Source organism: Thalassotalea sediminis (assembly GCF_030295915.1).
Lineage (GTDB): Bacteria > Pseudomonadota > Gammaproteobacteria > Enterobacterales > Alteromonadaceae > Thalassotalea_C > Thalassotalea_C sediminis.
This window is the reverse complement of the sequence record NZ_AP027361.1, coordinates 301,296-327,300: the sequence shown is the minus strand read 5'-3', so window position 1 is coordinate 327,300 and position 26,005 is coordinate 301,296. Positions and strand designations below refer to the sequence as shown.

Sequence of the window (26,005 nt, the reverse complement as noted above, 5' to 3'; positions counted from 1 at the left end):
TCTATGCTAGATTGGTCAAAAATATCAACCGTATTATTAGATATGGATGGAACGATATTAGATCTGCACTATGATAATCATTTTTGGTTAACACATTTGCCAAAACGCATAAGTGAAGAGAAAAACATCAGCTTAGCGCAAGCAAAAAAAACAATGTTAGATCACTATGAAAAAGTCGCTGGAACTATTTCATGGTATTGTTTGGATTACTGGGCAGAACAGACAAAAATGCCCATCACAGCTTTGAAACGTGAAGTACAACACTTAATTAGCTTGCGTAACGATGCGCATGATTTTTTAGTTGCCTTAAGAGAAACAGGCAGACGAGTCATTTTAGTAACTAATGCGCACCCTGAAAGTTTGTCTTTAAAAATTGAACTGACACAACTTGATAAATATTTCGACGTTTTATATTCCACACATGAATTTGGTGTAACAAAAGAGTCACAGTCACTTTGGAAAAAATTGCAAAAAAAGCAAGGGTTTAATGTAAAGGAAACACTATTTATTGACGACAGTTTACCCATACTAGCATCCGCTAAAACCTTTGGTATTGAACATTTACTTGCCGTCGCAAACCCCGACAGTAAACAACCTACACGTGATATCAACGAATACCCTGCGGTTGTCGATTATCGGGATTTACTGCATGATATATATGCAAATAAGCTCAATTAGCCTGGTCAAAAACGTAATGGATAACGACCTTGTGCATCTTTTTTCGTAACCATTGGTAATACTTGCATGATTGCTTGAGGTGTTTTGCTCGTTGGCAAGATATACCCCTGCCCATATGCATAGCCATTGGCCCCAACATTAACGGTAAAAGTTAATCCTATATCGTTATTACTGTCTATGCTTAGTACAGCTTCTCCAGCCTGACAGCTTAATTGTCCACTCAAATCACCAAGTGGTATTTTTTGATCCATAACGGTAACACCAGCATTTTTCCAGAAAGCCTTACCTGCCAATTGCTGACAAATTGGTGTACCTACTTGAAATGATGATAAGGATATCGAGATATAGCGATGTGCTGTGATTGCCACTGGTGTACTAATTTGCTTAGCAATTAACGCTGCAGGTAAATTAATAACTGTCTCTGATAATACAGGCGCAGACAACAAATTATTGACAGTGACCCTGCCATCAATAGGCGTCAATGCAGGATCTCCAAACCTTGCCGTTATTTTAGGGTTCAAACTTAATAGTGAAAAAATACTGACTTCAGCATGTACCTTTTCAATATGTTGCCCATTAACAACCACACGCTCTATTGTTGGACGCCATAAAGAGCCACCTATACCAACTGCAGATATATTTTTAGGTAGACTAACCCAACTCGCCACATAGGCAGCAGGTAAATTTACCAGTAAAAACCCTAAATACACACTGATAAAACAAGCGGCAAATACAAACCATTTTTTCACTACTATCTTCCTAACTGTAATCGTTTTATTTCAACACTACCTGAAACACTGTCTTGATTAATGTCTATATTTATCACTTTAATACCATGCTGTTCTGATAAATTAGCAAGCCAAGTAAGTAGTGTATTAAAGTTAATATTATCTACCCAAACTAACACACTGTTGGTTTGCGGTTGTAAACGTGCAATGACTATATTTTTCTGCCTTGCTGTACGATTGACTATGCTTGATATACTTGCCGTAGTATTGTTACTAGCATTACTTACCGGCTGCTGTGCTATACGAGCTGTTTCAATAGTAACCCACTCCAATAACGCTTGTTGACGTGCAAGTTTTGCTTGTGCTTTTGTAACCCCTTCAGTTAACGGCTGCCAAATCAGTTGAAAGCATAAAAATACCAAGAGTACGGAACCCAGTGCCGCAACTAAACGCTGCTCTCTTGATTGTAAATTCATCCACCACTCTTTCATGAATTTCCTCCATCTCTCACTTTAATACTGATAGAGCCCGTTACACTCGTCCCTTGATTATTAAGCGCACCTTGAGACACGTTAAATGCATTTTTTAATGCAGCGTTAAATCGTTCAAAATCTTGATAGCCTGCACCGGTTGCTTGCATACGCAATTCACCACGCTTGCCATCGTACCTTATGTTTTCAGGCTTCAATGTAGGCACTTGTTTAAACGCTGGTTGTAATTGCGTAAGTAAAGCAAGAAAATCACCACTGCTGTCTGAACCAGACTGTAGTGAAAGTTGTCTTTTAAGCTGGGACTTTACCGTCGCAACCCTTACCCGCTGTGTCTTAGGAAATGCTTGTTTGTAGCGGTCAATAACTTGCGCTTCAACAACGTCAATTTCAGCGTTTGTTTGCATTAACGTAATGCCCTTACCGACAACATTAAGCAACAGGGCAAGTAAGGCAATACCAGCAACCCATCCCCAAGTTTTTAAAATCGGTGAACGTTCTTTTTTAATTGAAAATTGGCCTTGAAGCATATTAAAGCGGCGTGTGTCGAGATGCTGCGCCATTAATGCTAACGGTAGTTCTTCGGGTAAATAATTTATATCTACATGCTCATCATGCTGTGGTAGTGATGAATAGGCGTCAACAACAACCGAATCGCCTGACTTTGACCATACTTTAGTAAAATGAGGCCATAGGTTTACATCTATTGTTGCCCCTTGCCATTGTCCTTGTCGAACAATAACCTGATCGTCTAATGTTATCGCCTGCCACCTGTCTTCTGCCAAAGGCATAGCCAACACTTCAGGCATGACTATATCGGCTTCAATTGATGCTTTTGACAGTTGTAAGAGCCATGAGGACATACGTTCTTTTTCAACAAACGCTATTGGGCAGTTTCCAGCAGGCGAGACAAAGTTGCCATAGGCAAAAAACAATGCATCAACGTCTTGAGCAACGTCATCTTCTATGACATATGGCGCTGCTAACTGGATCGCTTTTTTTGACTTCGCAGGGACATTCAGTAACTTTAAAGAAACGTCATTGCTAGGCAAGAGAATGATTACTTCCCGTTGTTGAGATTTCGCCGAAAGCTGCGATAGCTCTTCATCTGTCGCGAGTTCACCACTGGCAATAATATGTTGTTCACTTTTCGACCAAACGAGCCAATGTATTTTTCCGGCGTCTTGACTTGCAAGCCTAATTATTAATTGTTCTGCCATTAATCACGTCCTATCGTGCGGCTAATCACTTTAATTTGGTTATCGTCATTCATTTGCATCATAGAATTCAGATAAAAGTAACTATTATTAAATGTTGCGACAGTGCTTAGTTTAAAGTATTGACTGTCAACTACAAACTGTTGTTTCTGTTCATCAGTAATCTTAAGCTTATTCACTTCAGGCATGTTAAAAAAAGCGTCAACGTTGTCAAAACCTTCAACGTCTCTTATCGATAACGCTAATTCAGCTTCGCTTCTTGATATCGCTAACAATGCCTGTAAAAGCTCTGGTTTATCTGACGGTATCGTATTAATGTTAACTTGATGTAAGTTTGTATTAGGTAACACACAAACAAAAGGCTTCAATGCCTGAATAACTTCTTTTGTAAAATGCTCGATTACTCGCAACTCATTAACACTCGCAAGGTAATAATTGGCTGCTAAGTATGGGTGTTCTTTGGCGGAATAGTCACTGTCTTCTGCTCCGCCTGCACTCACAATACTGGTGTCGCTATCTAACCAATCAGACAAGGCGTCTGTCATATATTCGGCGGTAAAGGCATCAACCCCCTCAATATTTAACGCAATGATTAACTCTTGAAAAGCGGTGTGTGCAGGTGTTTTGTCTTTCGTTGCTTTACTTGCATTATTGCGCAACGCATTCAAATTAAAACAGGCTTGTAAATCAGTAATTTTGCCGGTGATTTCGCCATATGGTACCGGATAAGTAGTTTCATCTTGTGCCCAAAATTGCTCAAGCGTAGTTTTAGCAGGCTCATCTTCAAAGCTCGTTTTTAACACCCTTTTCGCAAAGGCTTCCGCGCCCATTGCATACCAATATGCCTGTTGATTAAATCGAATATTGGCCGATTTCTTCACTTCCAACTGCACTCTCGCCAGCATATGCGTTGCAATAGTTGCAGCCAAAGCAACAACAAGCATCACCGTAATCAACGCTATACCTTTAAATTTGTTCATTGTCTTGGCCTTTGTGGGCCATCTATTAGCCCCGGAGCACTACTGTTTTCATTTTCTTTATCGCTATTGTTCTGATCAACATCAGGTCGGTCTATTAATAAGAACTTTCGCGTTAGCACGCCCAAATCTTGCGTGGTAATGGTAAATGAAATCGCTTCAGGCCACATATTTTCACCTAGCGCTTCATGCCACTTATTATCAGCAAAGTATTCGATTTCAAGATTTGTTACTTGTTCTATCAACGTTCTAATAATTGGCTCTTCACCAATAACTGGATCTACAAAGTTAAAGTGCATACGTTCTAAACGTTTATCTTGAATACGATACGCGATGGGCTGCATATCTGAACGAGGTAAGATGAGATTTGGATTGCTCCATCCACTGCGCACAAAAGCAATTGCTTGTTCACTTAACGCTAAATCACCTTTATCTGCATAGAAAAATGTCGTTTGTGGTGCTTCACCTTCTATACGTACTGATCGTCTAGCAATTTGTAATAAATCACGCTCAATAATAATCCAAGCACGTTGGATCTCATTTAGGCGCTGCTGTTTATATTCAGCACCGTCTTTTGTTCTTATAACACCATCTAAAATACTAAAACTGGCAAGACTTATCACGGCAAAAATTGCTGTTGCAAGCAACACTTCAATCAGGGTAAAACCTTTAACAATGGCCGTTTTCATCAACGGCTTTCCTTTGCAACATAAGTCGTTAAACTCGCCAATGGAGATGCTGCTTTCTTTTGCGCTCTCACTTCAATGGTGATCGCTCGCATATCTTTATCAGTTGTAGCAACGACTTTCTGTTGCCAATGCCATTCTCTACCTGCCTGCTCAACGCTCCCTTGTTTATTTTTTGGTGGCCATTGACGATCTAAAGACGCATCAACCAATTGGTTAGAAGCGACCCACTGTGCCACCATATTATCTTCTATGTAATTTAGACTAGAAAAGTGTGTTTCAGAGGTACTCAACAATGCTACGCCAGCAAGAGCAAACACAGACAACGCAAGTAATACTTCAACCAAAGTAAAACCTATTGCTTTGCTTATGTTATGTACACCATGCATATTGCTCACGGGTTTTCTCGTTCAGTATTTGAAACTTGTATTGAAATGGGAGCGCTATATTGGCCAACCACATCAATGCTGTATGGCTCCTGCGTATTATCAACGCTAGAAAATGTAGCGATAAAGGGGGTAATTTCACCGCCAGTTAATAGGTAAACTTGAGGAATGATCAGTTTATCTCCTTCCTCCAACGCTTCTTCCATTGCGTCGAGTGTCTCATCATCTACGGTGAATAACTCTCTATCAATCAACGTACTATTTTGTTCAGGAGCGAGGCCATCAAACGATAACGTTATAGATACACCTTCAGGAAGTTTATATTGTTCAAGCTCCTGAACATTAGGTAGCGTAACCCAACGTGTACCATCATACCCAAGGAATTGATACGAATTTTCAGTTACATGCAACCCCAATTCAATGTTATTCAATAACCCATGATCGGCCGCTAAATTAAAGACACCGGTAAACCTTTCCGCTTCTTGATTCACACGTTGTTCGTACTTATTCGAGATAAAACTAATTTGAACTGCAGCGACCATAAAACCGATCACCACAATTACCATCAGAATTTCAATAAGCGTAAAGCCTTTAACTGTTGAATAGCGCGAAGGTCTGAACATCATACTAAAGGCTGTGACGACTATTGAAAGTCGCCAAGATTCCAATTACCAATATCATCATCGGTACCCGCTTCACCATCAGGTCCCATTGAAAAAACATCCATTTTACCGTGCTCGCCAGGGTTCAATAGCTGATAATCATTGCCCCATGGGTCTAATGGTAAACGTTTAATATATCCGCCTTCTTGAAAGCGACGAGGCACAGGCTCAATATTCGTTTGTTCAACTAAAGCTTCTAAGCCTTGTTCTGTTGTGGGGTAGTCGTAATTTTGTGAACGATATAACGTCAACGCAGATTCCAAAGTACCAATATCAATCACGGCTTTTTGCTTTTGAGCTGTGTCTTGACTTCCCATAAGGTTTGGCACAACCATACTTGCAATAATACCGATAATAACTAATACAATCATTACTTCCAGTAATGTAAAACCTGAGACTTTTTTCATGAGATTACCTTTTTCGCTCAACTAAATTCCAATTAATGTGTTCATTTTTAAGATTGGCTGCAATATAGCCATCACAATAAACAATACAATACCTGCCATTGTCACCATAATGGCAGGCTCAAACGCTTTCAATGAAATATTTACCAAGGCTTCAAACTCGCGATCTTGGTTATCTGCGGCTCGACCAAGCATATGTTCAAGCTGACCACTTTTTTCTCCACTCGCAATCATGTGTAACATCATCGGAGGAAATAACTGTGTTTGTTCTAGTGACAGTCGCAAACTACTACCTTCGCGCACTTTGATAGCTGCTTGTTTAACTTTGTCTTTAATATAGAGATTGCCTAACACTTCGCCGGCAATGCTCATACTCTCTAATAGTGGTACTGCACTGGCAGTAAGAATACTTAAGGTACGTGCAAAACGGGCAGTATTAACACCTCGCGCCACCTTTCCTATTCCCGGTAATGTTAAAAGTTTTTCATGAACTGAGTATTTAATATGTGCTTTTTTCATCATCTGAAACCCAATAAATAACAACACAATAAAAATGATCAGAAGATAAAAACCATAATTTTGTAAAAATTCACTTGTTGCAATCAAAATTTTTGTCGACTGCGGCAAATTTGCGCCTACATCATCAAACTGACTCACGATTTTCGGCACAACAGAGGTTAATAACACAACGATAACCCCTATTGCTACTACCGTCATTATGGCTGGATACACCAAGGCTTGAATCATTTGTGAGCGCAACCGCTGACGTTGCTCTGTATAGTCTGCAAGTCTATTTAGTACTTTATCTAAATGACCAGATTTTTCACCGGCAGCAACCATGGCTCTGAAAAGATAATTAAACACTTGGGGGTATTCAGCCATACTTTCAGCCAGACTATAACCTTCTGTCACTTTTGTGCGTACAGTCATCAGTAAACTTTTAGTGACATCTTTCTCAGATTGTTCAGCAACCGCCAATAACGCTTCTTCTAGCGGTAAACCTGACTCTACAAGCGTTGCAAGTTGGCGCGTTAAAATGGCAAGTTCACTTGCAGAAACTTTTTTACTCCGTGAAAAAGAGGTGGTTTTTTGCTGCTGTTTATTTTTCTTTATGCTTGCTGTAACTTCTGTAGGCATCAACCCTTGATCGCGCAATAGCGAGCGGACATGACGCGCAGTGTCCCCTTCAATGATACCTTTTTTAAGTTTACCATTGCGATCAACCGCTTGATATTCAAATGCAGCCATAACTTAGTTAATCTTCCCTAGTAACACGTAGCACTTCTTCTAACGTCGTTATACCTGCAACGACTTTATCAAATCCATCTCGACGAATACTAGGAGTATGTTGGCGTACATAGCGCTCAATTTCTTGTTCACCTTTACCGTTATGAATAAACTCACGTACTTTTTCGTCTACAAGTAATAACTCATGAATACCGGTTCTACCTTTATATCCCTTAAAATTGCACTCACTACATCCTTTCGCTCTGTAAATAGTGCATTGTTCTGTCTGTGGTAGACCTAATAATTTTAGTTCTTCATCATCGGCTAAATGTGCTTCTTTACAATGAGGGCAAAGAGTACGCACTAGTCGTTGCGCTAACACACCTAACAAACTGGAAGAAAGTAAAAATGATTCAACACCCATATCTTCCATACGCGTTAAAGCGCCCGCCGCAGTATTTGTGTGTAATGTTGATAACACGAGGTGTCCAGTAAGACTGGCTTGAACACCGATTTGTGCTGTTTCTAAATCGCGAATTTCACCAACCATGACAACATCAGGATCTTGTCTCAAAATAGCTCTTAGCCCACGCGCAAACGTCATATCAACTTTCGTGTTAACTTGAGTTTGCCCAATGCCTTCAATGGCATATTCAATGGGATCTTCAACGGTAAGAACATTTCGTTCTCTACTATCAATTTGACTGAGTCCGGCATACAAGGTTGTTGATTTACCTGACCCCGTAGGTCCTGTTACTAAAATAATGCCGTGAGGCTTATCGATTAACTGCGAAAATTTAAGACGATTATCGTTTGTCATCCCTAAGTCTTGTAAGTCTAATCTCGCCGCATTTTTATCTAATAAACGCAAGACAACACGTTCACCGTGCCCTGTTGGCATTGTAGACACACGAACATCTACTGCTCTACCTGCTATACGTAACGAAATTCGTCCATCTTGTGGAATACGCTTTTCAGCAATATCTAGTTTAGCCATAACCTTAATACGGGAGACTAACAACGAAGCTAACTTACGGTTAGGTTTCAAAACTTCACGTAATACGCCATCGATTCTAAAGCGAATTTGTAAAGATTGTTCAAAAGTTTCAATATGAATATCTGATGCACTTTCTTTGATTGCTTCACTCAGCATCGCATTAATCATCTTGATAATGGGTGCATCATCTTCATTTTCTAACAAGTCTTCGGTTTCAATTAACTCATCAGTAATGGAGTACAAGTCAACTTCATTACCGATATCTTCCATCATTTGCTTTGCTTCAGATGAATCACGCTGATACGCATTGGTTAAACGCATCTCAAATTGCTCTGGCGATAAAAAAACCAGTTCAAAGCGTTGCTGTATCACCCTTCTTACTTCGAGTAATACATGCTCGCTAACGCTTTCAACACAATACAAGGTAACATCATCCCCATCTTTACTAACTAACACGCTATGGCGCTTAGCAAAGCCAAATGGTAATTGCGCAAACGTTAACGTTTCATTAGCTACAACGTTTGTTTCTGCTGAAGCACTATCGCTTATTGAATCAAGAGAAGAATCACTCATAATGTTTATTGCACTTTTTTCTTGGCACTGTTTTGCTTCGCGTCTTTCTGATTCATGTACTCGTCAAACGTAGGCGGTAACGATAACTCATCATTCCATTTAGGTAATAGAGGAAGCTTTTCATCTTTCATTAACGATAAACCTTCTTCTTGCTTACGTAATTCATCAGCACGAATATAGTTATATTTGTCCTTACTGATATCGTTCATTAGCTTACCATCTCGGATCACCGTTGGGCGCAAGAACACCATCAAGTTTCTTTTACGTTTGGAGTTATTGGTAGATTTAAAAAGATGACCAATAATTGGAATATCACCTAGCAGTGGCACCTTCTGTACGCTTTCTTGTACGTCTTCATCGATAAGACCGCCTAAAATAACAGTTGCACCATTATCCGCTAAAACAGTGGTTTTAATTTCACGTTTATTGATTGAAATATCAACGCCCGTTGAACCACTTACTGACGAAACTTCTTGTTCAATGGTTAATTGCACACCGGAGCCTTCATTAACTTGAGGTGTTACTTTTAACTTAATACCGACTTCTTGACGATCAACGGTTTGGAAAGGATTACTATTGTTATTACCGGTTGTTGAACCAGTGATAATTGGAACTTCTTGCCCAACTAAGAAGTGCGCTTCTTCGTTATCAAGCGTAGTGATACTTGGTGTTGCCAATATATTAGAATTTGTGTCAGCACTTACTGCTTGTACAATTGCCCCCCAGTCATCTTTAACCAAGCCAAACATCATACCGTTTACAGTACCTAAAAGTTTGGCGATCAAGCTGTAATCGCCGTCAGTATCAGGGTTGGTGGTAGTTACTGGGTTACCATTACCATCGATGGTAGTCACTGTAGTGCCTGGTTCACCTCTCGCCGCTTCTGCTGCTGCACCAACAGCCGTTATTGGCACCGTACCATTGGTAAATTGCGTTGCTCCACCATTTTCATGATACCACTGAACACCCAAGTTAACGCCATCACTTTCAAACACTTCCACGATAATCGCTTCAACTAATACTTGTGCACGCCTTACGTCTAACTGGCGTATTACCGCTTCCAAAGATCTTAACATATCTGGTTGAGCGGTAATCACCAAGGTATTAGTATCAGCGTGCGCCTCAATACTAATGTTACGTTTTTTCTGATTACGACTATTCGTTTTAGGCCCATTTTCTTCTGCTTCTATAGACTCACTAACGCCTGTTAGTACATCAACTAAATCTTCAGCTTTTGAATACTTAAGATAATAGACACGTGTATTACCGTTCGTTTCTAATTCGCTATCTAAACGCGATACAAGTTTAGCTACCCGGTCACGAGCTTGTTTTTCACCGCTGACAATAACACTGTTGGTTCGCTCGTCGGCAACAATTTTAGGGATCAAGAAACTCGGTGTACCCGCTTTACCTGAGCTTGATTTATTTAATGCTTCTACAATCCGCACCATTTCGCCAGCAGAAGCATGCTCTAAGCGAATAATTTGTTCATATTGATCGCCTGCACGATCTACACGTCTAATAATGTTCGCTAATCGATTAACCACCGCTGCCGTACCCGTCATAATGAAGACATTGGCGGGATCATAATTTACAACGGTACCACCGCCAGCCTGATCAGACATTTGACGTAGTAATGGCGATAGCTCACGAACTGTAACATTTTTCACTTCAACAACGCGCGTGACCATTTCATCGCCAACACCTGGATTTTCGTCATCAACTAACGGCGTTGCTTCAGATCTTGCTTTCTTATTTTTAATAATTTTTACTATGTTATTGTCCATTTCAATAGCCGCAAAGCCATATACTTCCAATACATTTAGAAAAAATTGGTAATATTGATCTTCATTCAATAAATCATAACTACGGACATTAACTTTACCACGAACATTTGGGTCAACGATCATGGTTTTCTTCAAGTTTTTACCAACAATATTGATAAATTCCGTTAAATCTGTTCCTTTGAAATTCGGCGAATACTGTGCGGCTGACGCGGATTGGGCGCTAAAAAGTAATCCGTTAAAAAGACAAATAGTTGCGAATACCATCAACCATTTTTTTCCCCACGTCATTGCATGCGAATTGCGCATGGATAATTCCTTATTTTTCATTATTGAATACTAAATAAAATTTCTGTTAGTGAACCGTTACGGTCTATAAGTAACGACACTTCTGTTTCTTCTTTCAAAGCCTGAACTGCTTGCGCAGCTTCATTAGGAAGCGATAAATCAAATCCATTCATTTGTACTGCTATATCACCCGCTTTGAGCCCTGATGCTTTAAAAAAAGTTCCATCATTGCCTGGGGTTAATTGATAACCAACGATTTCCCCATTCACTCGTTTGGGGCTAACTGTTAAGTAATCAAATATCTTACCAGGATCACTGTTTATATCTTGTTGAAGCTGCATTGCTGTTTCAGACAAATCTTCGTTATCTCGTTGATCAACGGTCACAATTGACACTGGCCCTTGAACAGTTTTTTCAGATGCATTAAAGCGACTTTCACCCACTTTGCTATATTTAAATCCGTCTAACATCAACGTTTCTAAACGACCAGATTGTTTAATAATAACGCGATCACTTGCAACTGACTCTAGCGTAGCACGAGTACCTGTGATTTTATCTCCAATCCCATAAGTTTCTTGTTTGCCATTATGCTCAATAATTGCTGCGGCAGTGCTTTTCTCTGTACTAGCGACGGTACCGGATAAGGTTAATCGTAACTTGGTTTCAGGAGCATCTTGTACTTGCACAGGCACAGGCTTTACCGTCACATCTTTTTCACCAAACAAATTAAGTTGTTTCAATTCGTTCAGATCAATTTGCTTACTACTGTTTATTGGAGCACTTACATAATTGATATTATGCGCATTAATATCATTTGTGGTAGGTAAAAGTTGCCAAGTAAAATGTGCTAAAATATAAGCGATGTAACACAGCAATATACCGCCGGTTAAAGTTGCGACTTTCTTCTGAGGCACACGGCTAACAAAATGTTGAAACGACGATAAATCTGTCGGTATAAGCATAGTAGAGGTTACAATTTATATAATTTTTCTTAGTTGATGATACTTGAGCAAATCAGCTAGAACAAGAAAACAGCTTTATTTTTAATTAATATTTACAAATATTCACGAGTGATAGCACTGACTTACTAGCTATGCTAAGTTGCGCGTCATTCTCATAGGTAAATGTGACAATAGCATGAAACAAAGTAAAAATACTTCTGAGTCTGAAAACATTCGGTTAGATAAGTGGCTCTGGGCGGCGCGATTTTATAAAACACGTGCGATTGCAAAACAGATGATCGACGGGGGCAAAGTATTTTATAATGGCCAACGTTCAAAGTCGGGGAAGTTTGTCTCCATAGGCGATACCGTTAGAGTACGTCAAGGCTATGATGATAAAGAGGTCACAATTGTGGCACTTGCCGATAAACGCAGAGACGCAACATTTGCGCAAACCTTGTATGAAGAAACAACCGACAGTGTTGAATCCAGAGAAAAAACCGCATTAGCGCGCAAACAAGGGCTGCTATTTAATCCAGGTACAGATACTAAACCCGACAAAAAACAGCGTAGACAAATTAGACAATTGAAAGAAAGGATATAACAGTGACCATTCCCACTGATGAATTAAATAGATACTTATTCGATGATTTACACGTTCGTGGTGAACTTGTACAGATAAGTACTACTTACCAAAATATTATAAAAGGTCATAACTATCCTGATGGTGTTAAAAAACTTTTAGGTGAGTTAATTGCAGTAACAAGTCTATTAACGGCCACACTTAAAATTGAAGGTGAAATTGCTGTACAGCTTCAAGGTGACGGACCCGCTGATTATTTTGCGGTCAATGCAAATCATAATCAGGAAATAAGAGCTATTGCGAAAGTCAGTGAGACTGCGTCAGGCTCAGGGCTAAGAGATCTTGTTGGCAAAGGGAATATGATTATCACCATAAGGCCAGAAGTAGGTGAAGCCTATCAAGGTGTCGTTGCATTGGAACATGATAACCTTGCCGATTGTATTGCACATTATTTTGAAGTTTCAGAACAAATACCTACAAAAATTTGGTTATTTTATAACAAAGATTCTGAACAAATCGCTGGTTCACTAATACAACTATTGCCTGACAGTGGAGATAAAGAACAACAAATGAATGATTTTGACCATTTGTGTCAAATTACAGCGACCATCAAAGACGATGAGATATTTTCTTTAGATGCTCAAACCCTTCTATACCGCTTGTATCATCAGGAGAAGGTAAGGTTATTTGAACCTCAGCCAGTAACCAATACCTGTGGTTGTTCAGAGGAAAAGTGTTTAAACGCCATTTCACAATTAGGGCAACAAGAAATAGAAAGTATTCTTGCTGAGCAAGGCAAAGTTAGTATGACTTGTGATTACTGCCTAACGACCTATGCTTTTGATCATTCACACTTTGCTGAGTTATTTAATCTAACAAAACATTAATAATTATAAGAGAGAAAGATTTGAACCACCAAGAAATAGCTAACCAAGTGTTAGCTGATATAAAAAACCAAAATAAGGTATCCGCCCTAGCCCATTTATCAACCTTAATTGATGAAAATGCAGAGTTAGGAAAACTATGGGGAAGTCTAGCACGCCTTGCTCTTTCAATTGGTGAAATAGAAATCGCATTAACCTGTGCTGATAACTATTTAGCCGACGACAAAAACGATTTATCGAAATGTATCCAAGTTGCTAGTGTTTACGCCGAAACCGGTCGTTTTGAAAAAGCATTGGCCTTATTGTCCCCTTTCACAAAGAAAGTCGATAATATCTCTTTACATCATATTTTAAGCACCATTTATAGCCAAATAGGTGATAAAGATAATGCTCTATATCATAGCCGTAAAGCCCTAATGAAAAATCCTTTACTAGGAATTACTTGGTTAAATCTTGCGGCATTAAAGCGATTTACTCCAAATGATAAAGAACTAGAAACTTTACGCGCCATGGAAGAAAGGATTACGGGCAAAGATGTACAAAACGATATTCCTTATTGGTACGCTTTTGGTAAGGCACTTCTAGATATAGGAGAAAGTGAAGCAGCTTTTGAAAAATTTGCCAAAGGCGCTAGTCTTATGCAAAGTCAAACAAACTTTAATATAGCTAGCCACAAGCAAATGATAGACAATATCATCAACGTGCAAACTACAGATGCTTTTAGTGCTTTACCTGACGTGTTACCTACGCAAGGTAAAGGATTAATTTTTATTGTCGGTCTGCCAAGAAGTGGCACTACGCTTTTACAGCAACTGTTAACATGCCACCCTGAAATCGATGCGGGTGGGGAAAGTAACAACCTAGCTATTGCAGTTGCTCCAGTGAACCGTCAATTAGTCAATGATCTGTCAACAATTTCTGATAAAACTTGGCAGGAAATCGCCAAAGAATACCAACAGTTAATGAGACAACGATTTCCTTCTAACAACCACATTATCGATAAATCCTTTAACATTAACCAACACTTAGGGTTACTCAGCTATTTATACCCTGCAGCAACCTTTATTCATATCAATCGCAAAAAAGCAGAAAACGCGTGGTCTTGTTTTAGAACTTATTTTAGCCAAGGCATCACATGGAGTAATTCGATTGCTGAAATAAAAGAATACTTTGAATGCGATCAAAAACTATTAACCCATTGGAAATCGTTTTTATCGAAGAGGATAAACGAAATAAATTATGAGGATCTGATTACGGATCCAAAAGCGACATTGACAAAAGTTTGTAATGCCATTGGGATAGAATATGATGAAGCGTTTACCAACTTTCATATGAATCCACACCCAGTTCAAACCGCTAGTGTGGGTCAAGTAAGAGGGCCGCTTACCCGAGCGTCAATTACTATGCCGGAAGAATTATTAAAGCATTTTAACGACTTTGAATAACATTATTAATGCCAGCAGTCTTATCTATCACTGCTGGCATACGCTTTTACTTTTCAATAATAGGCTTAAAGGTATTTTCAAACCAGTCTGTGATTAATTCAAAGTCGTGATAGTAAGGCTTATTAAATTTTAAAGATCTAGTGAATTTAAAGTTTGGTGTGTATAGGCTTACCCCCCGTGATGCTAACAACTTGTTATCAACATCAATCAACTGAAAACTAAACTCAATTCTAGGCGGCATTTCCTCTTTTACGACCCTTATTCTATGACTATTTACATAAGTAACGGCACCAGCGAGATCTAAGTCTTTTACGCTTACATATAATGTTTTATCATCTGGTAGCTTTTTAGCAAGCTTAATAAAATGCTGTTCGAATGCTGCGAAAACTTCTTCTTGATAGGTATGTTTGTTTTCTGTACCTGCAATAATATCTGTATAGTTTTCCGGATTTTCCCAAAAAACTTGCACATTACCCGCAAAGGCACTGTAACTTAATAAAGTAGTGCATAACAAAATTAGCTTTCTATACATTGTAAATCCCTTAACTTTCAAAATAGCTTCTAGTTAAAATTAACATCTAAGTATTTTTTATAACAAATTACGAACCAATACCGTCGCAACTTATTTTATTTTTTACATAAAAAAAACCCTAACGGTAAAGTTAGGGTTTTAATATAGTTAACTGTTATTCCTTAATAGTACTAAGTACTACTATTAGAATTCAGCTGAAACACTGAAACGGAAGTAACGTGGTGTTTGGAACGCTGTAGGTAAACCGTAGGTTGGGTTTGGTTCACCGAAATCAATATAACCATTGTTAGCATCAGAACCAGCATAACGTTCGTTAACTTCATTTAACTGTGTTGCTTTATCGTTATTTGTTACGTTGAAGACATCAGCACGGAATGTAATTTTGCGTTCATCCCAGTAGTAGTCATAAGATGCAGATAGATCTAATTGCCATGTATTTGGTGTACGTCCTTCTGAACCACGTGTTACTAACTGACCATCTTTAACGAATGACTCTGCTCCATACCATGATGCGAAGATATCAGTAGGATGGAAACCAAATGAGTTAAGTGGACGACCTTGTGTCCAATTAAAGTTTGCACCCACAGTAAAGTTTTCCATTACTTGATACGCACCATTCATTTTAACTGAATGACGACGATCATTTGGTAAGTTACCGCTTGCGCCATCAACTAGGCCCGGTTGGTCATAGTTAGTTGTCAAACCAGAATCAGTTTGGTCATTATCAGAACGCACGAAACCTTCATTATTACCCCAAGAATGAGCCCATGTATACGTAAAGCTAAATAGCCAATCATCTTCCCATGCGCGATCTAATGTAACATCGACTGAAGCATACTGACGTTCAGCTTTAGGGTAACCTAAAATTGATGCTGGAACTGTGAAAGTTTCCTCACCGTAATAGTCACCCGAACCGTCAGGGTCAGTAGTAAATGTTACATCATTTCCTGGGTTTGTTAGTACGTAATAATGGAAACCAGAACAAATTACACAACCTGGACTATTCGGATCTTCTTGTTTTAAGAAGTCATCGAAACCTTTATCAATTGCGATATCTTCTAAAGAAGAGCCTAGATCACGATAAGTTGCTTTAATGCCCCAACTCCAGTTGTCTTGAAGTACCTGCTGGAATCCAACAATAAATTCATCTTGGTACATAGGGTCAAGATCAGCATTAACTGTTTCAGCTGTATTCTTAAGGGTACCATCACCATATGTTGTAACTGCACCACCACTTCCTGGCACTTTGTTTGGAGTGAAGTCAGCATTAATACTTTCGACATCAAAATATTGTCGAGTATATAACTCATCACCAGCTAAGCGAATGTTAGTATTTGTTGCTACTGGCAAGAAATATCGACCATAGTTAGCAAATACTTTACTTTCACCATCACCATTAATGTCCCAAGAAATACCTACACGTGGTGCCCATTGATCAGATACGTCAACAAACTTAATACCTGCTTTGTTGAAGTTTTCAAAGGTTTCATTACGTAAGCCAATACGCGCGACAATGTTATCAGTAACTTGCCAAGTATCTTCAATGTAGAATGCAGATGATTTTGTCTCGAAGTCACCTACGTTTATATAAAACTCTTCACGTACTCTTGTACAATCAAGAATATCTTGAGCTAATAATTCTGTATCACAACCTTGATAACGGTAAGCTACACCACCTGCGCGTTGTGTATTTTCAGTTGCTTCCATTTTTTCATAATCGATACCGAAACGAAGAGTATGGTCATCATGAACATACCAATCTACATCAAAACGGTAAGATGTACGTTTGTCGTCTTGAACTGAAGGATAACGTAAGCCGAATGCACCAAACTCTTTATCAGTAAAGCGTTCATATACCATAGGCTTATCACCAAGTGGGTTACTACCTTGGTTTAAGTTTGAGTAGCTAGCTTCATTGATTGAGTATTGAGCACTAATTGTTAAGTCATCAGTTAAAATACCTGTATACTTAAGGCCCCAAGTTTTACCACCACGTTCTAAAATATAGTCACCGTAAGTACGGCCTACTTCATCAGCATCTGGGTTATAAAGGTTTTTCGTAGTTTCGAGATCGGAAGAGTTATCCCAACCAGTAAACTCTAAAATATGATCATCTGTGATATACCAATCAAGCTTTAATGCATAAAAAGTATCATCCGCTTCACGATCATAAATCGCTGAACTAGTAGCATAATCACTATCACGACTTTCTTGGTTAACTAAAGCAAAAAAGAATAGTTTATCTTTAACTAATGCACCACTTGCCCATAAGTTATAGTTCGTGCTACCAACTTTATCTTGATTATTAACGATATAATACTCAGAACCAGCTTCTTCGATATTCGCTTGGCTTGTACGCTTAACGTCAGGTTGATCTTCGCGTAAAGAAGATGGCTCCCAGTAAGCACTTGCACCGAACTTGAATTCATTTGAGCCTGATTTAGTTACCGCATTAACAACACCACCGGTTGAACGACCAAATTCTGCTGAATAACCACCTGTTTTAACTTCAAATGACTTATACATCTCAAAAGGTAACTCTGAGCCACCTAAGCCGTTACGGAAATTAGTTGTATTAATACCGTTAATATAATAGGTGTTTTCACCAACTGATGAACCACCGAACGAAGCGAAGTTACCGAAGTCATCATCACCTTTGATTGTACCTGGTGCTAACATCGCGACAGAAGTTACATCACGTGATACAGGAACTTTATTTAAATATTCTACATCAACAACGAGTTGAGATTCACTTGATGATACGTCAATTGAAGAAACAACAGCACCTGTTACACTGATGCGTTCAATGTCACCAGATTCTAACGTTAATGAAACCGTTGTAGCGCCAGCAGGGCCTACTCTTAAACTATCTTGTTGTAAAACTAGAAAGCCATCTTTTTTAGCTTCTAAAGAGTAATTACCAACGGGTAACAATGGAAAACGGAAGTTACCTTGAGCGTCAGATTGTACAGTACGAGTTAAGCCAGTCGTTTTGTTAGTAATTTTGACGGCAACGCCAGAAATAACTTCGCCTTGGGTACTAACTGATTTACCAGTAATAGCACCATCATTTGCAAGTGCTGGCATTGCAGCACCTAAAGTCATTGCAACAGCCGCAGCAGTTACAGACCGTTTGAAAGTCTTATTAAATTCTCTTTTCATGTGTGATTCTCTCTGGACTATAATTTAATAGTTATTTTTTTTAAATTTATTTCTATATGTTACAAACCGTAACATGCCTTAACAATTTTGCATGAATATGAATAATTTTCAAGCCATATTTAGTGATGAATAGAGATTAGCTTTCACTTGAAACAATCAAGAATAATCTCTATTATAACAACATCTTAAGATAACAAATAAGCAATCCGTACTAATAACTGTACATTTTTAGAGCAAATTCACACACAATTTAATGTTTCAGTTGTTTCATTTATATTTCTATTTGTAACATATATGTTAATTTTATTTACATTCATGACACATTCTTCATATTTACTGTCAACAATAATGTTATTCTGTTTTTAAACTTGATTAGTTTTGGTTATGCAGAGTAAGATAAATTTCAAATTGAATGTTATTGAAATACAATGGTTACTGACACAGACGGTTACGTTCACATTATTGAGTACTTAACAGAACATTTGTCCTTGTTTGAAAAATCAAGCAAGGTCAATACAAGTGCCTTAACGGTAATGGAAGTAATCGAACAAGAATTAACAGAACAAATTATTATCGTTTGCAGCCAAAACGAACAATTAAGTTTTAATCAGCGAAATACAATTATTCGCGAAGTTGACGCTATTGTGTATGACCTTCAAGAAATCCTTTCCGGTGTTATCAACAACCCAGTATCAAGTGAGCAAAAAGAATTTTTAAAAGAATTTGCTCAACTCATTAAAAATCTATTCGATACAGAAATACATTCAGGTGTGCTTAGTTAAGCAACCTTTTACACATTTTATTTGGAGACATTATGCAAGCTGAAGTCAAATGGGTCGGCGAAGAAACTTTTATGGGCATTTCAGAAAGCGGACATACAGTTGTATTGGATGCTAATGGTGGAAATATAGCGCCTAGCCCTCTAGAAAACGTATTACTTTCACTAGGTGGTTGTTCGTCTGTTGATGTTGTGAGTATTTTAAAAAAAGCACGCCAAGGTATCGTTGGCTGTACAGTTAAAATTTCTGCAACTCGTGTAGATACGACACCACGCTTATTTTCAGACATTCATTTGCACTTTGAAATTACCGGCACTAATATTCAAGAAAAGCACGTAGAAAGAGCGGTAAGCCTATCCGCTGATAAATATTGTTCTGTAGCCCTGATGCTAAACAAAACAGTCAATATTACCCACGACTATTCAATAACAGAAAGTTAATTTTTATTATGAGCCTGATATATTGTTAGGCTCATAAATCGCTCATCCAGTCTAATTGTTTATTAGCTTCCTGTTTTTTTAACATTAAATCTTTTATTAAAGGCGTCAATATAAGCTCCATCGCTAAGCCCATTTTGCCACCTGGCACAACAAGAGTATTAACACGAGACATAAAAGCTCCTTCTATCATGGATAGATAATAGGGAAAGTTTACATTGCTTGCCTCTCTAAAGCGTATAACAACGAAACTCTCATCTAATGAAGGGATTGCTTTAGCGCTAAACGGATTTGATGTGTCAACGGTAGGAACGCGCTGGAAATTGATATGCGTTTTAGAAAATTGTGGTGTGATAAAAGAAATATAATCTTCCATGCTTCGAACAATACTTGCAGTAACTGCTTCTCTGCTGTGTCCACGTTGGTTAGTATCACGTATTATCTTCTGGATCCATTCTAAATTGACGATGGGAACCATGCCAATCAACAGGTCTACATATTGGGCAACATCATTTTTTTCAGTTACAACGCCACCATGTAAGCCTTCATAGAATAACAAATCTGTTCCTTCACCGAGATCTTCCCATGGCGTAAACGTACCGGGCATTTGATTATAAGGCACAGCTTCATCAAACGTATGTAGATAACGTCTCATTTTACCCTTACCGGTTTCAGAGTAGTCCTTAAATAATTTTTCTAAGGCATCGAAATCGTTCGCTTCGTCTCCAAAATAGCTAATTCTACGGCCTATTTCTTTTGCTTTACGCTTCTCTAAATCCATTTCTTGACGAGAGTAACGATGAAAACTATCACCTTCTACTTTTGCAGATATAATATCTAGCGTTCGAAAAATATGTTCAAAAGATTCAGAGGTCGTCGATGTGCCAGCCCCAGAAGAGCCAGTTACCGCAATAATCGGGTTTCTTGATGACATAAATTAAACCGAAAAATGAATGAGCTAAAAGTTATACGGATAATTTAAGATAAGATCAACTGTTAGGGAGATAGAAAACAAAAAAGCGAGGCATAGCCTCGCTTTTTTCTCTAAAGCTTAATTAATTAAGCTTCTGCACTTGTTTCTTCAATCTCTTCAGCAACTTCTTCAACTGCTGGACGATCAACAAGCTCAACATAAGCCATAGGCGCTTTATCACCAGTACGGTAACCGCATTTTAAAATACGAGTATAACCACCTGGACGTTCTTGATAACGAGGACCAAGTTCGCTGAATAATAAACCTACTACTTCTTGATTACGTGTACGAGCAAACGCTAAACGACGATTTGCTACACTGTCGGTTTTGGCCAAAGTAATTAATGGCTCAACAACGCGACGTAATTCTTTAGCTTTAGCAACTGTCGTTTTAATAACACCGTGTTTAACTAAAGAACTTGCCATATTGCGGAACATCGCCTGGCGATGACTGCTATTACGGTTTAACTGGCGACCGCTTTTACGATGACGCATAAGTTAATCCTTATCTCAACTAATAAAAATGATGACCGACTTAGTCGTTATCAGCAATGCTTTCAGGTGGCCAGTTTTCTAGGCGCATACCTAGAGATAAGCCACGAGACGCTAACACGTCTTTGATTTCAGTCAGAGACTTCTTACCTAAATTAGGAGTTTTAAGAAGTTCGACTTCTGCACGCTGCACTAAATCACCAATATATTGAATCGCTTCTGCTTTTAAGCAGTTCGCAGAACGAACAGTAAGCTCGAGGTCATCAACTGGACGAAGTAAAATTGGATCGAAAAGAGGTTTCTCTTCTTTCGGTTCAACTTCTGTTACATCACGTAATTCAACAAAAGCATCAAGCTGTTCAGCAAGAATTGTTGAAGCACGACGAATTGCTTCTTCTGGATCTAACGTTCCGTTAGTTTCCATGTCTATGATTAATTTATCTAAATCTGTGCGTTGTTCAACACGCGCAGAATCAACATCATAAGCAATACGAACAACAGGGCTGAAAGAAGCATCAACCAACAAACGACCAATTGCACGATCTTCATCTTCGGCTTCGCGACGAGTAGAAGCGGGAACGTAACCACGACCCATCTCTACTTTGATGCGCATACTGATAGAACCATCACCTGTAAGGTGACAAATAACATGTTCAGGATTTGAAATTGTTACATCACCGTCATGTTGTATATCAGCTGCCGTAACAGGGCCTTCACCTGACTTAGTTAAGGTAAGAACTGCTTCAGTTTTGCCTTCTAAACCTATCGCTAGTCCTTTAAGGTTTAACAGTATTTCAATGATGTCCTCTTGAACACCTTCTTTACTACTGTACTCATGTAATACGCCATCAATTTCTACTTCAGTTACGGCACAACCCGGCATTGAAGATAATAAAATGCGACGTAAGGCATTACCTAAAGTGTGACCAAAACCACGTTCAAGTGGTTCTAAAGTAACTTTAGAACGGGTAGCACTAACTGTTTCAATGTCTACCATTCGTGGTCTTAGAAATTCGGTTACAGAACCCTGCATTATGTCCTCTCTTAAAGTTCAGCTTTACTTAGAGTAAAGTTCTACTATCAACTGTTCATTAATTTCAGCAGATAAATCTGAACGATCAGGAACACGTTTAAATACGCCTTCCATTTTCTTATTATCTACTTCAACCCAGACTGGCTTTTCACGTTGCTCAGCTAATTCTAAAGCAGCGATAATACGCGCTTGAGTTTTAGATTTTTCACGAACAGAAACCACGTCTTCAGCTTTAACAGTGAAAGATGGAATATTTACAACTTTACCGTTTACTACGATCGATTTATGACTTACTAATTGACGCGCTTCTGCACGAGTACTAGCAAAGCCCATACGATACACAACGTTGTCTAAACGTTTTTCTAAAAGTTGCAACAAGTTTTCACCTGTATTACCTTTCAAACGCGCAGCTTCTTTGTAGTAGTTACGGAATTGTTTTTCTAATACGCCGTAAATACGACGTACTTTTTGTTTCTCACGAAGCTGAACACCATAGTCAGATAAACGACCGCGACGTGCGCCGTGCTGACCTGGGATCATTTCGAATTTACATTTAGTGTCAATTGCTCTAACACCGCTTTTAAGGAACAAGTCAGTTCCTTCACGGCGACTAAGCTTTAACTTAGGACCTAAATATCTTGCCATTTTCTTTCTCCAACTATCCTATTAAACGCGACGTTTCTTAGGAGGACGACAACCATTATGAGGAATAGGTGTTACGTCAGTAATGTTGGTGATTTTAAAACCAGCAGCATTTAAGGCACGGATTGCAGATTCACGACCTGGACCTGGACCTTTAACGAACACTTCAATATTCTTCAACCCAAACTCTTGTGCAGCTTTACCCGCACGGTCAGCAGCTACTTGTGCAGCAAAAGGTGTAGATTTACGTGAACCACGGAAACCTGAACCACCTGCAGTTGCCCAAGATAATGCATTACCTTGACGGTCTGTCAGAGTTACGATTGTGTTGTTGAAAGATGCATGGATGTGAGCCATGCCATCAGCAACTTGTTTTTTCACGCGTTTGCGTGAACGAACTGGAGTTTTAGCCATTTTCTATCCCCTCGCTACTTCTTAATAGGTTTACGAGGACCTTTACGGGTACGCGCATTTGTTTTAGTGCGCTGACCACGTAGAGGAAGGCTACGACGGTGGCGAATGCCACGGAAACAGCCTAGGTCCATCAAACGTTTGATGTTCATTGAAACTTCACGGCGTAAGTCACCTTCAACGGTAAACTTATCCACTTCTGCACGAAGCAAATCGATTTGTGCTTCGTCTAATTCACTGATCTTTGTAGATTCTGCGATACCAGTTGCCGCACAAATAGCTTTTGCACGAGTTGAACCGATACCGTAAATCGCAGTAAGGGCAATTACTGCATGTTTACGATCAGGGATGTTAATGCCAGCGATACGGGCCACTAACACATCTCCTATATTTAAAATTAATAACCACAGGTTGAAAAGCCCGTTAGGATACTCAACCCGCCCATCTTTTGCAAATTAAAGTGTCATTAAATCGTAAATTCAATGACACTTCAAAAAGATTAACCTTGGCGTTGTTTATGCTTAGGGTCGGTCTTGCAAATTACTCGAACAACACCAGCACGTTTAACAACTTTGCAGTTACGGCAAATCTTTTTTACGGATGCACGAACTTTCATTTTCTACTCCGTTAATTAACGTCAGCAAACTTATCGGCCGTAGCCTTTAAGATTCGCCTTCTTAAGTACATTGTCATATTGATGAGACATCAAATGCGTTTGTACTTGAGCCATAAAGTCCATGATAACAACAACAATGATCAGTAACGATGTTCCACCGAAGTAAAACTGTACATCCCATGCGATCATCATAAACTCAGGAACCAAACAGATAAACGTAATGTATAGCGCACCCGTTAAGGTTAAGCGTGTCATTACTTTATCAATATATTTTGACGTTTGCTCACCAGGACGAATCCCAGGAATAAACGCACCAGATTTTTTCAGGTTATCTGCGGTTTCACGCGGATTAAATACCAATGCCGTGTAAAAGAAACAGAAAAATATTATAGCAGTAGCTAGTAACATTACATATAGCGGTTGACCTGGAGAAATCGCAATTGATAACTCCTGCAATACGTCCGCTATCATACCTTCACCTTGTCCAAACCAGCTCGCAATGGAGCCAGGGAAAAGCAAAATACTAGAAGCAAAGATTGGTGGTATTACACCAGCCATATTCACTTTTAGTGGTAAATGTGTACTTTGTGCAGCAAACACTTTTCTACCTTGTTGGCGTTTTGCGTAGTTAACAACGATACGACGTTGACCACGTTCAACAAAAACAACGAAAAATGTAACCGCAAAAACAATTACTGCAATTAGTAATAATACTAAAATGTTAATTTCACCTTGACGCGCCATTTCAGCAGTTTGACCTACAGCCGATGGCATACCAGCAACAATACCAGCAAAAATCAAAATAGAGATACCGTTTCCGATTCCTCGCTCAGTGATTTGTTCACCTAACCACATTAAAAACATGGTACCAGTGACTAACGATACAACAGCGGTAAAGTAAAAACCAAACCCTGCATCCATAACTAAACCAGGCATCATTCCCGGTAAGCTTTTTGCTATCGCTATTGATTGTACTGTTGCAAGTACTAAAGTACCGTAGCGCGTGTATTGGCTAATTTTTCTACGCCCTGCTTCACCTTCTTTCTTAAGTTCAGCCATTGTCGGGTGAATCACCGTTAACAACTGCATAATAATCGAAGCAGAAATATAAGGCATAATTCCTAGAGCCAATACAGAGGCACGCTCAAGTGCACCACCAGAGAACATGTTAAACATCTCTACGATGGTGCCCTTTTGTTGTTCAAACAACTGAGCTAATACAGCGGCGTCAATACCAGGGATTGGCACAAATGATCCTAGTCTAAACACAATAAGTGCTAATAATACGAACCATAATCTTTGTTTCAGTTCAGACAAACCGCCTGAGCCTTTGTTATCCATTCCTGGTGTAGCCATAACCTGTATTATTCCTCGATCTTGCCACCAGCAGCTTCAATAGCTGCACGAGCACCTTTAGTAACACCTAAACCACGAATTGTTACAGGTTTTGTGATTTCACCCGAAAGCATAATCTTAACTGTTTCAATATTACGTGTGATTAAGTTTGCATTTTTAAGCGCATAAATATCTACAACTTCAGCATCAACGTTGTTCAATTCGTGTAAACGAACTTCTGCATGTACTAATGCTTTGCGAGATGTAAAACCAAACTTTGGTAAACGTTGTTTCAAAGGCATTTGACCACCTTCAAAACCTGGACGTACACCACCGCCAGAACGTGACTTCTGACCTTTGTGACCGCGACCAGCTGTTTTACCTAAGCCTGAACCAATACCACGACCAACGCGTTTCTTGGCTGACTTAGCGCCTGGTGCAGGAGATAAAGTATTTAAATGCATTATTAATCCTCCACCTTAATCATATAATGTACTTGATTGATCATACCACGTACAGAAGGAGTATCTTCTAACTCAACTGTATGATTGATACGACGTAAACCAAGACCTTTTAATGTAGCTCTATGCTTCGGTAAACGACCGATAGAACTTTTTACTTGAGTTACTTTAACTGTTTTAGCCAT

Annotated in this window: 30 protein-coding genes; 6 read left to right on the top strand and 24 right to left on the bottom strand. The window is 39.0% G+C overall.

The features are described 5' to 3' along the window. Positions 1-3 precede the first annotated feature (3 nt). The gene (yrfG, locus tag QUE09_RS01470) at positions 4-678 is read left to right on the top strand and encodes a GMP/IMP nucleotidase (RefSeq protein WP_286234431.1); all 675 of its coding nucleotides are present in this window, start codon (positions 4-6) and stop codon (positions 676-678) included. Positions 679-683: 5 nt separating this feature from the next. Here the strand turns inward: yrfG and QUE09_RS01465 are convergent, their stop codons facing one another. The 12 genes from QUE09_RS01465 to gspC form a co-directional block, all read right to left on the bottom strand. Further along, entirely contained in the window at positions 684-1,427 is a 744-nt protein-coding gene (locus tag QUE09_RS01465; RefSeq protein ID WP_286234430.1) for a type II secretion system protein N, read from the bottom strand. A 2-nt stretch (positions 1,428-1,429) separates the two neighbouring features. Beyond that, positions 1,430-1,897: a type II secretion system protein M gene (locus QUE09_RS01460; RefSeq protein WP_286234429.1), complete on the bottom strand. Its 468-nt coding sequence runs from the start codon at positions 1,895-1,897 to the stop codon at positions 1,430-1,432. Continuing rightward, positions 1,894-3,114, bottom strand: coding sequence for a type II secretion system protein GspL (gspL, locus tag QUE09_RS01455; RefSeq protein ID WP_286234428.1), 1,221 nt, complete (start codon positions 3,112-3,114; stop codon positions 1,894-1,896). The genes QUE09_RS01460 and gspL overlap by 4 nt, the downstream gene beginning before the upstream one ends. After that, complete coding sequence (gene gspK / locus QUE09_RS01450; RefSeq protein WP_286234427.1) at positions 3,114-4,091, bottom strand: type II secretion system minor pseudopilin GspK; 978 nt, start codon at positions 4,089-4,091, stop codon at positions 3,114-3,116. The genes gspL and gspK overlap by 1 nt, the downstream gene beginning before the upstream one ends. After that, complete coding sequence (gspJ, locus tag QUE09_RS01445) at positions 4,088-4,777, bottom strand: type II secretion system minor pseudopilin GspJ (protein ID WP_286234426.1); 690 nt, start codon at positions 4,775-4,777, stop codon at positions 4,088-4,090. Before gspJ ends, gspK begins: the two co-directional genes overlap by 4 nt. After that, positions 4,777-5,163 (bottom strand): type II secretion system minor pseudopilin GspI, encoded by a 387-nt coding sequence (gene gspI / locus QUE09_RS01440; protein ID WP_286235861.1) that lies wholly within the window; start codon positions 5,161-5,163, stop codon positions 4,777-4,779. Before gspI ends, gspJ begins: the two co-directional genes overlap by 1 nt. 5 nt (positions 5,164-5,168) lie before the next feature. Next, positions 5,169-5,786 carry a type II secretion system minor pseudopilin GspH gene (gene gspH, locus QUE09_RS01435; RefSeq protein WP_286234425.1) on the bottom strand — a complete coding sequence of 206 codons (618 nt, stop codon included), beginning with the start codon at positions 5,784-5,786 and terminating at the stop codon, positions 5,169-5,171. Positions 5,787-5,803: 17 nt separating this feature from the next. Continuing rightward, the gene (gspG, locus tag QUE09_RS01430; RefSeq protein WP_286234424.1) at positions 5,804-6,229 is read right to left on the bottom strand and encodes a type II secretion system major pseudopilin GspG; all 426 of its coding nucleotides are present in this window, start codon (positions 6,227-6,229) and stop codon (positions 5,804-5,806) included. Between the two features lie 21 nt (positions 6,230-6,250). Then, complete coding sequence (gene gspF, locus QUE09_RS01425) at positions 6,251-7,474, bottom strand: type II secretion system inner membrane protein GspF (RefSeq protein WP_286234423.1); 1,224 nt, start codon at positions 7,472-7,474, stop codon at positions 6,251-6,253. Between the two features lie 7 nt (positions 7,475-7,481). Beyond that, the gene (gspE, locus tag QUE09_RS01420; protein ID WP_286234422.1) at positions 7,482-9,023 is read right to left on the bottom strand and encodes a type II secretion system ATPase GspE; all 1,542 of its coding nucleotides are present in this window, start codon (positions 9,021-9,023) and stop codon (positions 7,482-7,484) included. A gap of 5 nt (positions 9,024-9,028) precedes the next feature. Beyond that, positions 9,029-11,074 carry a type II secretion system secretin GspD gene (gene gspD / locus QUE09_RS01415; RefSeq protein WP_286235860.1) on the bottom strand — a complete coding sequence of 682 codons (2,046 nt, stop codon included), beginning with the start codon at positions 11,072-11,074 and terminating at the stop codon, positions 9,029-9,031. Between the two features lie 62 nt (positions 11,075-11,136). Further along, entirely contained in the window at positions 11,137-12,057 is a 921-nt protein-coding gene (gspC, locus tag QUE09_RS01410) for a type II secretion system protein GspC (protein WP_286234421.1), read from the bottom strand. A gap of 175 nt (positions 12,058-12,232) precedes the next feature. Between gspC and hslR the strand changes: the two genes are divergently transcribed. From hslR to QUE09_RS01395, 3 genes are read left to right on the top strand one after another with little or no spacing between them, the layout of a single operon-like run. Then, positions 12,233-12,640 (top strand): ribosome-associated heat shock protein Hsp15, encoded by a 408-nt coding sequence (gene hslR, locus QUE09_RS01405; RefSeq protein WP_286234420.1) that lies wholly within the window; start codon positions 12,233-12,235, stop codon positions 12,638-12,640. Positions 12,641-12,648: 8 nt separating this feature from the next. Then, on the top strand, positions 12,649-13,506 hold the full coding sequence (gene hslO, locus QUE09_RS01400) for an Hsp33 family molecular chaperone HslO (protein WP_286235859.1): 858 nt from the start codon (positions 12,649-12,651) through the stop codon (positions 13,504-13,506). Between the two features lie 20 nt (positions 13,507-13,526). Next, the gene (locus QUE09_RS01395; RefSeq protein WP_286234419.1) at positions 13,527-14,948 is read left to right on the top strand and encodes a tetratricopeptide repeat-containing sulfotransferase family protein; all 1,422 of its coding nucleotides are present in this window, start codon (positions 13,527-13,529) and stop codon (positions 14,946-14,948) included. A 46-nt stretch (positions 14,949-14,994) separates the two neighbouring features. Here QUE09_RS01395 and QUE09_RS01390 read toward each other — a convergent pair whose 3' ends face one another. Continuing rightward, entirely contained in the window at positions 14,995-15,480 is a 486-nt protein-coding gene (locus QUE09_RS01390) for a DUF3016 domain-containing protein (RefSeq protein WP_286234418.1), read from the bottom strand. A 183-nt stretch (positions 15,481-15,663) separates the two neighbouring features. Further along, the gene (locus QUE09_RS01385; protein WP_286234417.1) at positions 15,664-18,642 is read right to left on the bottom strand and encodes a TonB-dependent receptor; all 2,979 of its coding nucleotides are present in this window, start codon (positions 18,640-18,642) and stop codon (positions 15,664-15,666) included. A gap of 428 nt (positions 18,643-19,070) precedes the next feature. Here QUE09_RS01385 and QUE09_RS01380 point away from each other — a divergent pair, with 428 nt between their 5' ends. Together QUE09_RS01380 and QUE09_RS01375 are read left to right on the top strand one after the other, a co-directional pair. After that, positions 19,071-19,424: a DUF3802 family protein gene (locus QUE09_RS01380; RefSeq protein ID WP_286234416.1), complete on the top strand. Its 354-nt coding sequence runs from the start codon at positions 19,071-19,073 to the stop codon at positions 19,422-19,424. 32 nt (positions 19,425-19,456) lie between these two features. After that, positions 19,457-19,861, top strand: coding sequence for an OsmC family protein (locus tag QUE09_RS01375; RefSeq protein ID WP_286234415.1), 405 nt, complete (start codon positions 19,457-19,459; stop codon positions 19,859-19,861). A 31-nt stretch (positions 19,862-19,892) separates the two neighbouring features. On the opposite strand, the gene QUE09_RS01370 is transcribed toward QUE09_RS01375, so the two are convergent. From QUE09_RS01370 to rpmD, 10 genes are all read right to left on the bottom strand, one after another. Then, entirely contained in the window at positions 19,893-20,792 is a 900-nt protein-coding gene (locus tag QUE09_RS01370) for a phosphoribulokinase (protein WP_286234414.1), read from the bottom strand. A 125-nt stretch (positions 20,793-20,917) separates the two neighbouring features. Continuing rightward, positions 20,918-21,325 carry a 50S ribosomal protein L17 gene (gene rplQ, locus QUE09_RS01365; RefSeq protein WP_286234413.1) on the bottom strand — a complete coding sequence of 136 codons (408 nt, stop codon included), beginning with the start codon at positions 21,323-21,325 and terminating at the stop codon, positions 20,918-20,920. Positions 21,326-21,365: 40 nt separating this feature from the next. Continuing rightward, positions 21,366-22,355, bottom strand: coding sequence for a DNA-directed RNA polymerase subunit alpha (locus QUE09_RS01360; RefSeq protein ID WP_286234412.1), 990 nt, complete (start codon positions 22,353-22,355; stop codon positions 21,366-21,368). A gap of 24 nt (positions 22,356-22,379) precedes the next feature. Next, complete coding sequence (gene rpsD, locus QUE09_RS01355) at positions 22,380-23,000, bottom strand: 30S ribosomal protein S4 (RefSeq protein WP_074496177.1); 621 nt, start codon at positions 22,998-23,000, stop codon at positions 22,380-22,382. A gap of 21 nt (positions 23,001-23,021) precedes the next feature. Then, positions 23,022-23,411 carry a 30S ribosomal protein S11 gene (gene rpsK, locus QUE09_RS01350; protein ID WP_074496178.1) on the bottom strand — a complete coding sequence of 130 codons (390 nt, stop codon included), beginning with the start codon at positions 23,409-23,411 and terminating at the stop codon, positions 23,022-23,024. A gap of 14 nt (positions 23,412-23,425) precedes the next feature. Beyond that, a complete protein-coding gene (gene rpsM / locus QUE09_RS01345) occupies positions 23,426-23,782 on the bottom strand; it encodes a 30S ribosomal protein S13 (RefSeq protein ID WP_286234411.1) in 357 nt (118 codons plus the stop codon). A 125-nt stretch (positions 23,783-23,907) separates the two neighbouring features. Continuing rightward, positions 23,908-24,024 (bottom strand): 50S ribosomal protein L36, encoded by a 117-nt coding sequence (gene rpmJ, locus QUE09_RS01340; protein ID WP_074496180.1) that lies wholly within the window; start codon positions 24,022-24,024, stop codon positions 23,908-23,910. Positions 24,025-24,054: 30 nt separating this feature from the next. Next, positions 24,055-25,380, bottom strand: coding sequence for a preprotein translocase subunit SecY (gene secY, locus QUE09_RS01335; RefSeq protein ID WP_286234410.1), 1,326 nt, complete (start codon positions 25,378-25,380; stop codon positions 24,055-24,057). Between the two features lie 8 nt (positions 25,381-25,388). Next, positions 25,389-25,823, bottom strand: a complete 435-nt coding sequence (gene rplO, locus QUE09_RS01330; protein ID WP_286234409.1) for a 50S ribosomal protein L15 — start codon at positions 25,821-25,823, stop codon at positions 25,389-25,391. Positions 25,824-25,825: 2 nt separating this feature from the next. Then, the gene (rpmD, locus tag QUE09_RS01325; RefSeq protein WP_074496183.1) at positions 25,826-26,005 is read right to left on the bottom strand and encodes a 50S ribosomal protein L30; all 180 of its coding nucleotides are present in this window, start codon (positions 26,003-26,005) and stop codon (positions 25,826-25,828) included.

Bases quoted from the DNA above. Each gene is read 5' to 3' on its own strand.
- gspE (WP_286234422.1), bottom strand. From the start codon at position 9,023: ATGAGTGATTCTTCTCTTGATTCAATAAGCGATAGTGCTTCAGCAGAA.
- rplO (WP_286234409.1), bottom strand. From the start codon at position 25,823: ATGCATTTAAATACTTTATCTCCTGCACCAGGCGCTAAGTCAGCCAAG.
- gspF (WP_286234423.1), bottom strand. From the start codon at position 7,474: ATGGCTGCATTTGAATATCAAGCGGTTGATCGCAATGGTAAACTTAAA.
- rpsK (WP_074496178.1), bottom strand. From the start codon at position 23,411: ATGGCTAAAACTCCAGTTCGTTCACGCAAACGCGTGAAAAAACAAGTT.
- hslR (WP_286234420.1), top strand. From the start codon at position 12,233: ATGAAACAAAGTAAAAATACTTCTGAGTCTGAAAACATTCGGTTAGAT.
- rplQ (WP_286234413.1), bottom strand. From the start codon at position 21,325: ATGCGTCATCGTAAAAGCGGTCGCCAGTTAAACCGTAATAGCAGTCAT.
- gspG (WP_286234424.1), bottom strand. From the start codon at position 6,229: ATGAAAAAAGTCTCAGGTTTTACATTACTGGAAGTAATGATTGTATTA.
- gspD (WP_286235860.1), bottom strand. From the start codon at position 11,074: ATGGTATTCGCAACTATTTGTCTTTTTAACGGATTACTTTTTAGCGCC.
- rpsD (WP_074496177.1), bottom strand. From the start codon at position 23,000: ATGGCAAGATATTTAGGTCCTAAGTTAAAGCTTAGTCGCCGTGAAGGA.
- gspJ (WP_286234426.1), bottom strand. From the start codon at position 4,777: ATGAAAACGGCCATTGTTAAAGGTTTTACCCTGATTGAAGTGTTGCTT.
- gspI (WP_286235861.1), bottom strand. From the start codon at position 5,163: ATGCATGGTGTACATAACATAAGCAAAGCAATAGGTTTTACTTTGGTT.
- QUE09_RS01390 (WP_286234418.1), bottom strand. From the start codon at position 15,480: ATGTATAGAAAGCTAATTTTGTTATGCACTACTTTATTAAGTTACAGT.
- QUE09_RS01360 (WP_286234412.1), bottom strand. From the start codon at position 22,355: ATGCAGGGTTCTGTAACCGAATTTCTAAGACCACGAATGGTAGACATT.
- gspL (WP_286234428.1), bottom strand. From the start codon at position 3,114: ATGGCAGAACAATTAATAATTAGGCTTGCAAGTCAAGACGCCGGAAAA.
- QUE09_RS01385 (WP_286234417.1), bottom strand. From the start codon at position 18,642: ATGAAAAGAGAATTTAATAAGACTTTCAAACGGTCTGTAACTGCTGCG.
- yrfG (WP_286234431.1), top strand. From the start codon at position 4: ATGCTAGATTGGTCAAAAATATCAACCGTATTATTAGATATGGATGGA.
- gspH (WP_286234425.1), bottom strand. From the start codon at position 5,786: ATGATGTTCAGACCTTCGCGCTATTCAACAGTTAAAGGCTTTACGCTT.
- QUE09_RS01370 (WP_286234414.1), bottom strand. From the start codon at position 20,792: ATGTCATCAAGAAACCCGATTATTGCGGTAACTGGCTCTTCTGGGGCT.
- rpmJ (WP_074496180.1), bottom strand. From the start codon at position 24,024: ATGAAAGTTCGTGCATCCGTAAAAAAGATTTGCCGTAACTGCAAAGTT.
- QUE09_RS01460 (WP_286234429.1), bottom strand. From the start codon at position 1,897: ATGAAAGAGTGGTGGATGAATTTACAATCAAGAGAGCAGCGTTTAGTT.
- QUE09_RS01380 (WP_286234416.1), top strand. From the start codon at position 19,071: ATGGTTACTGACACAGACGGTTACGTTCACATTATTGAGTACTTAACA.
- rpmD (WP_074496183.1), bottom strand. From the start codon at position 26,005: ATGGCTAAAACAGTTAAAGTAACTCAAGTAAAAAGTTCTATCGGTCGT.
- gspC (WP_286234421.1), bottom strand. From the start codon at position 12,057: ATGCTTATACCGACAGATTTATCGTCGTTTCAACATTTTGTTAGCCGT.
- secY (WP_286234410.1), bottom strand. From the start codon at position 25,380: ATGGCTACACCAGGAATGGATAACAAAGGCTCAGGCGGTTTGTCTGAA.
- gspK (WP_286234427.1), bottom strand. From the start codon at position 4,091: ATGAACAAATTTAAAGGTATAGCGTTGATTACGGTGATGCTTGTTGTT.
- QUE09_RS01375 (WP_286234415.1), top strand. From the start codon at position 19,457: ATGCAAGCTGAAGTCAAATGGGTCGGCGAAGAAACTTTTATGGGCATT.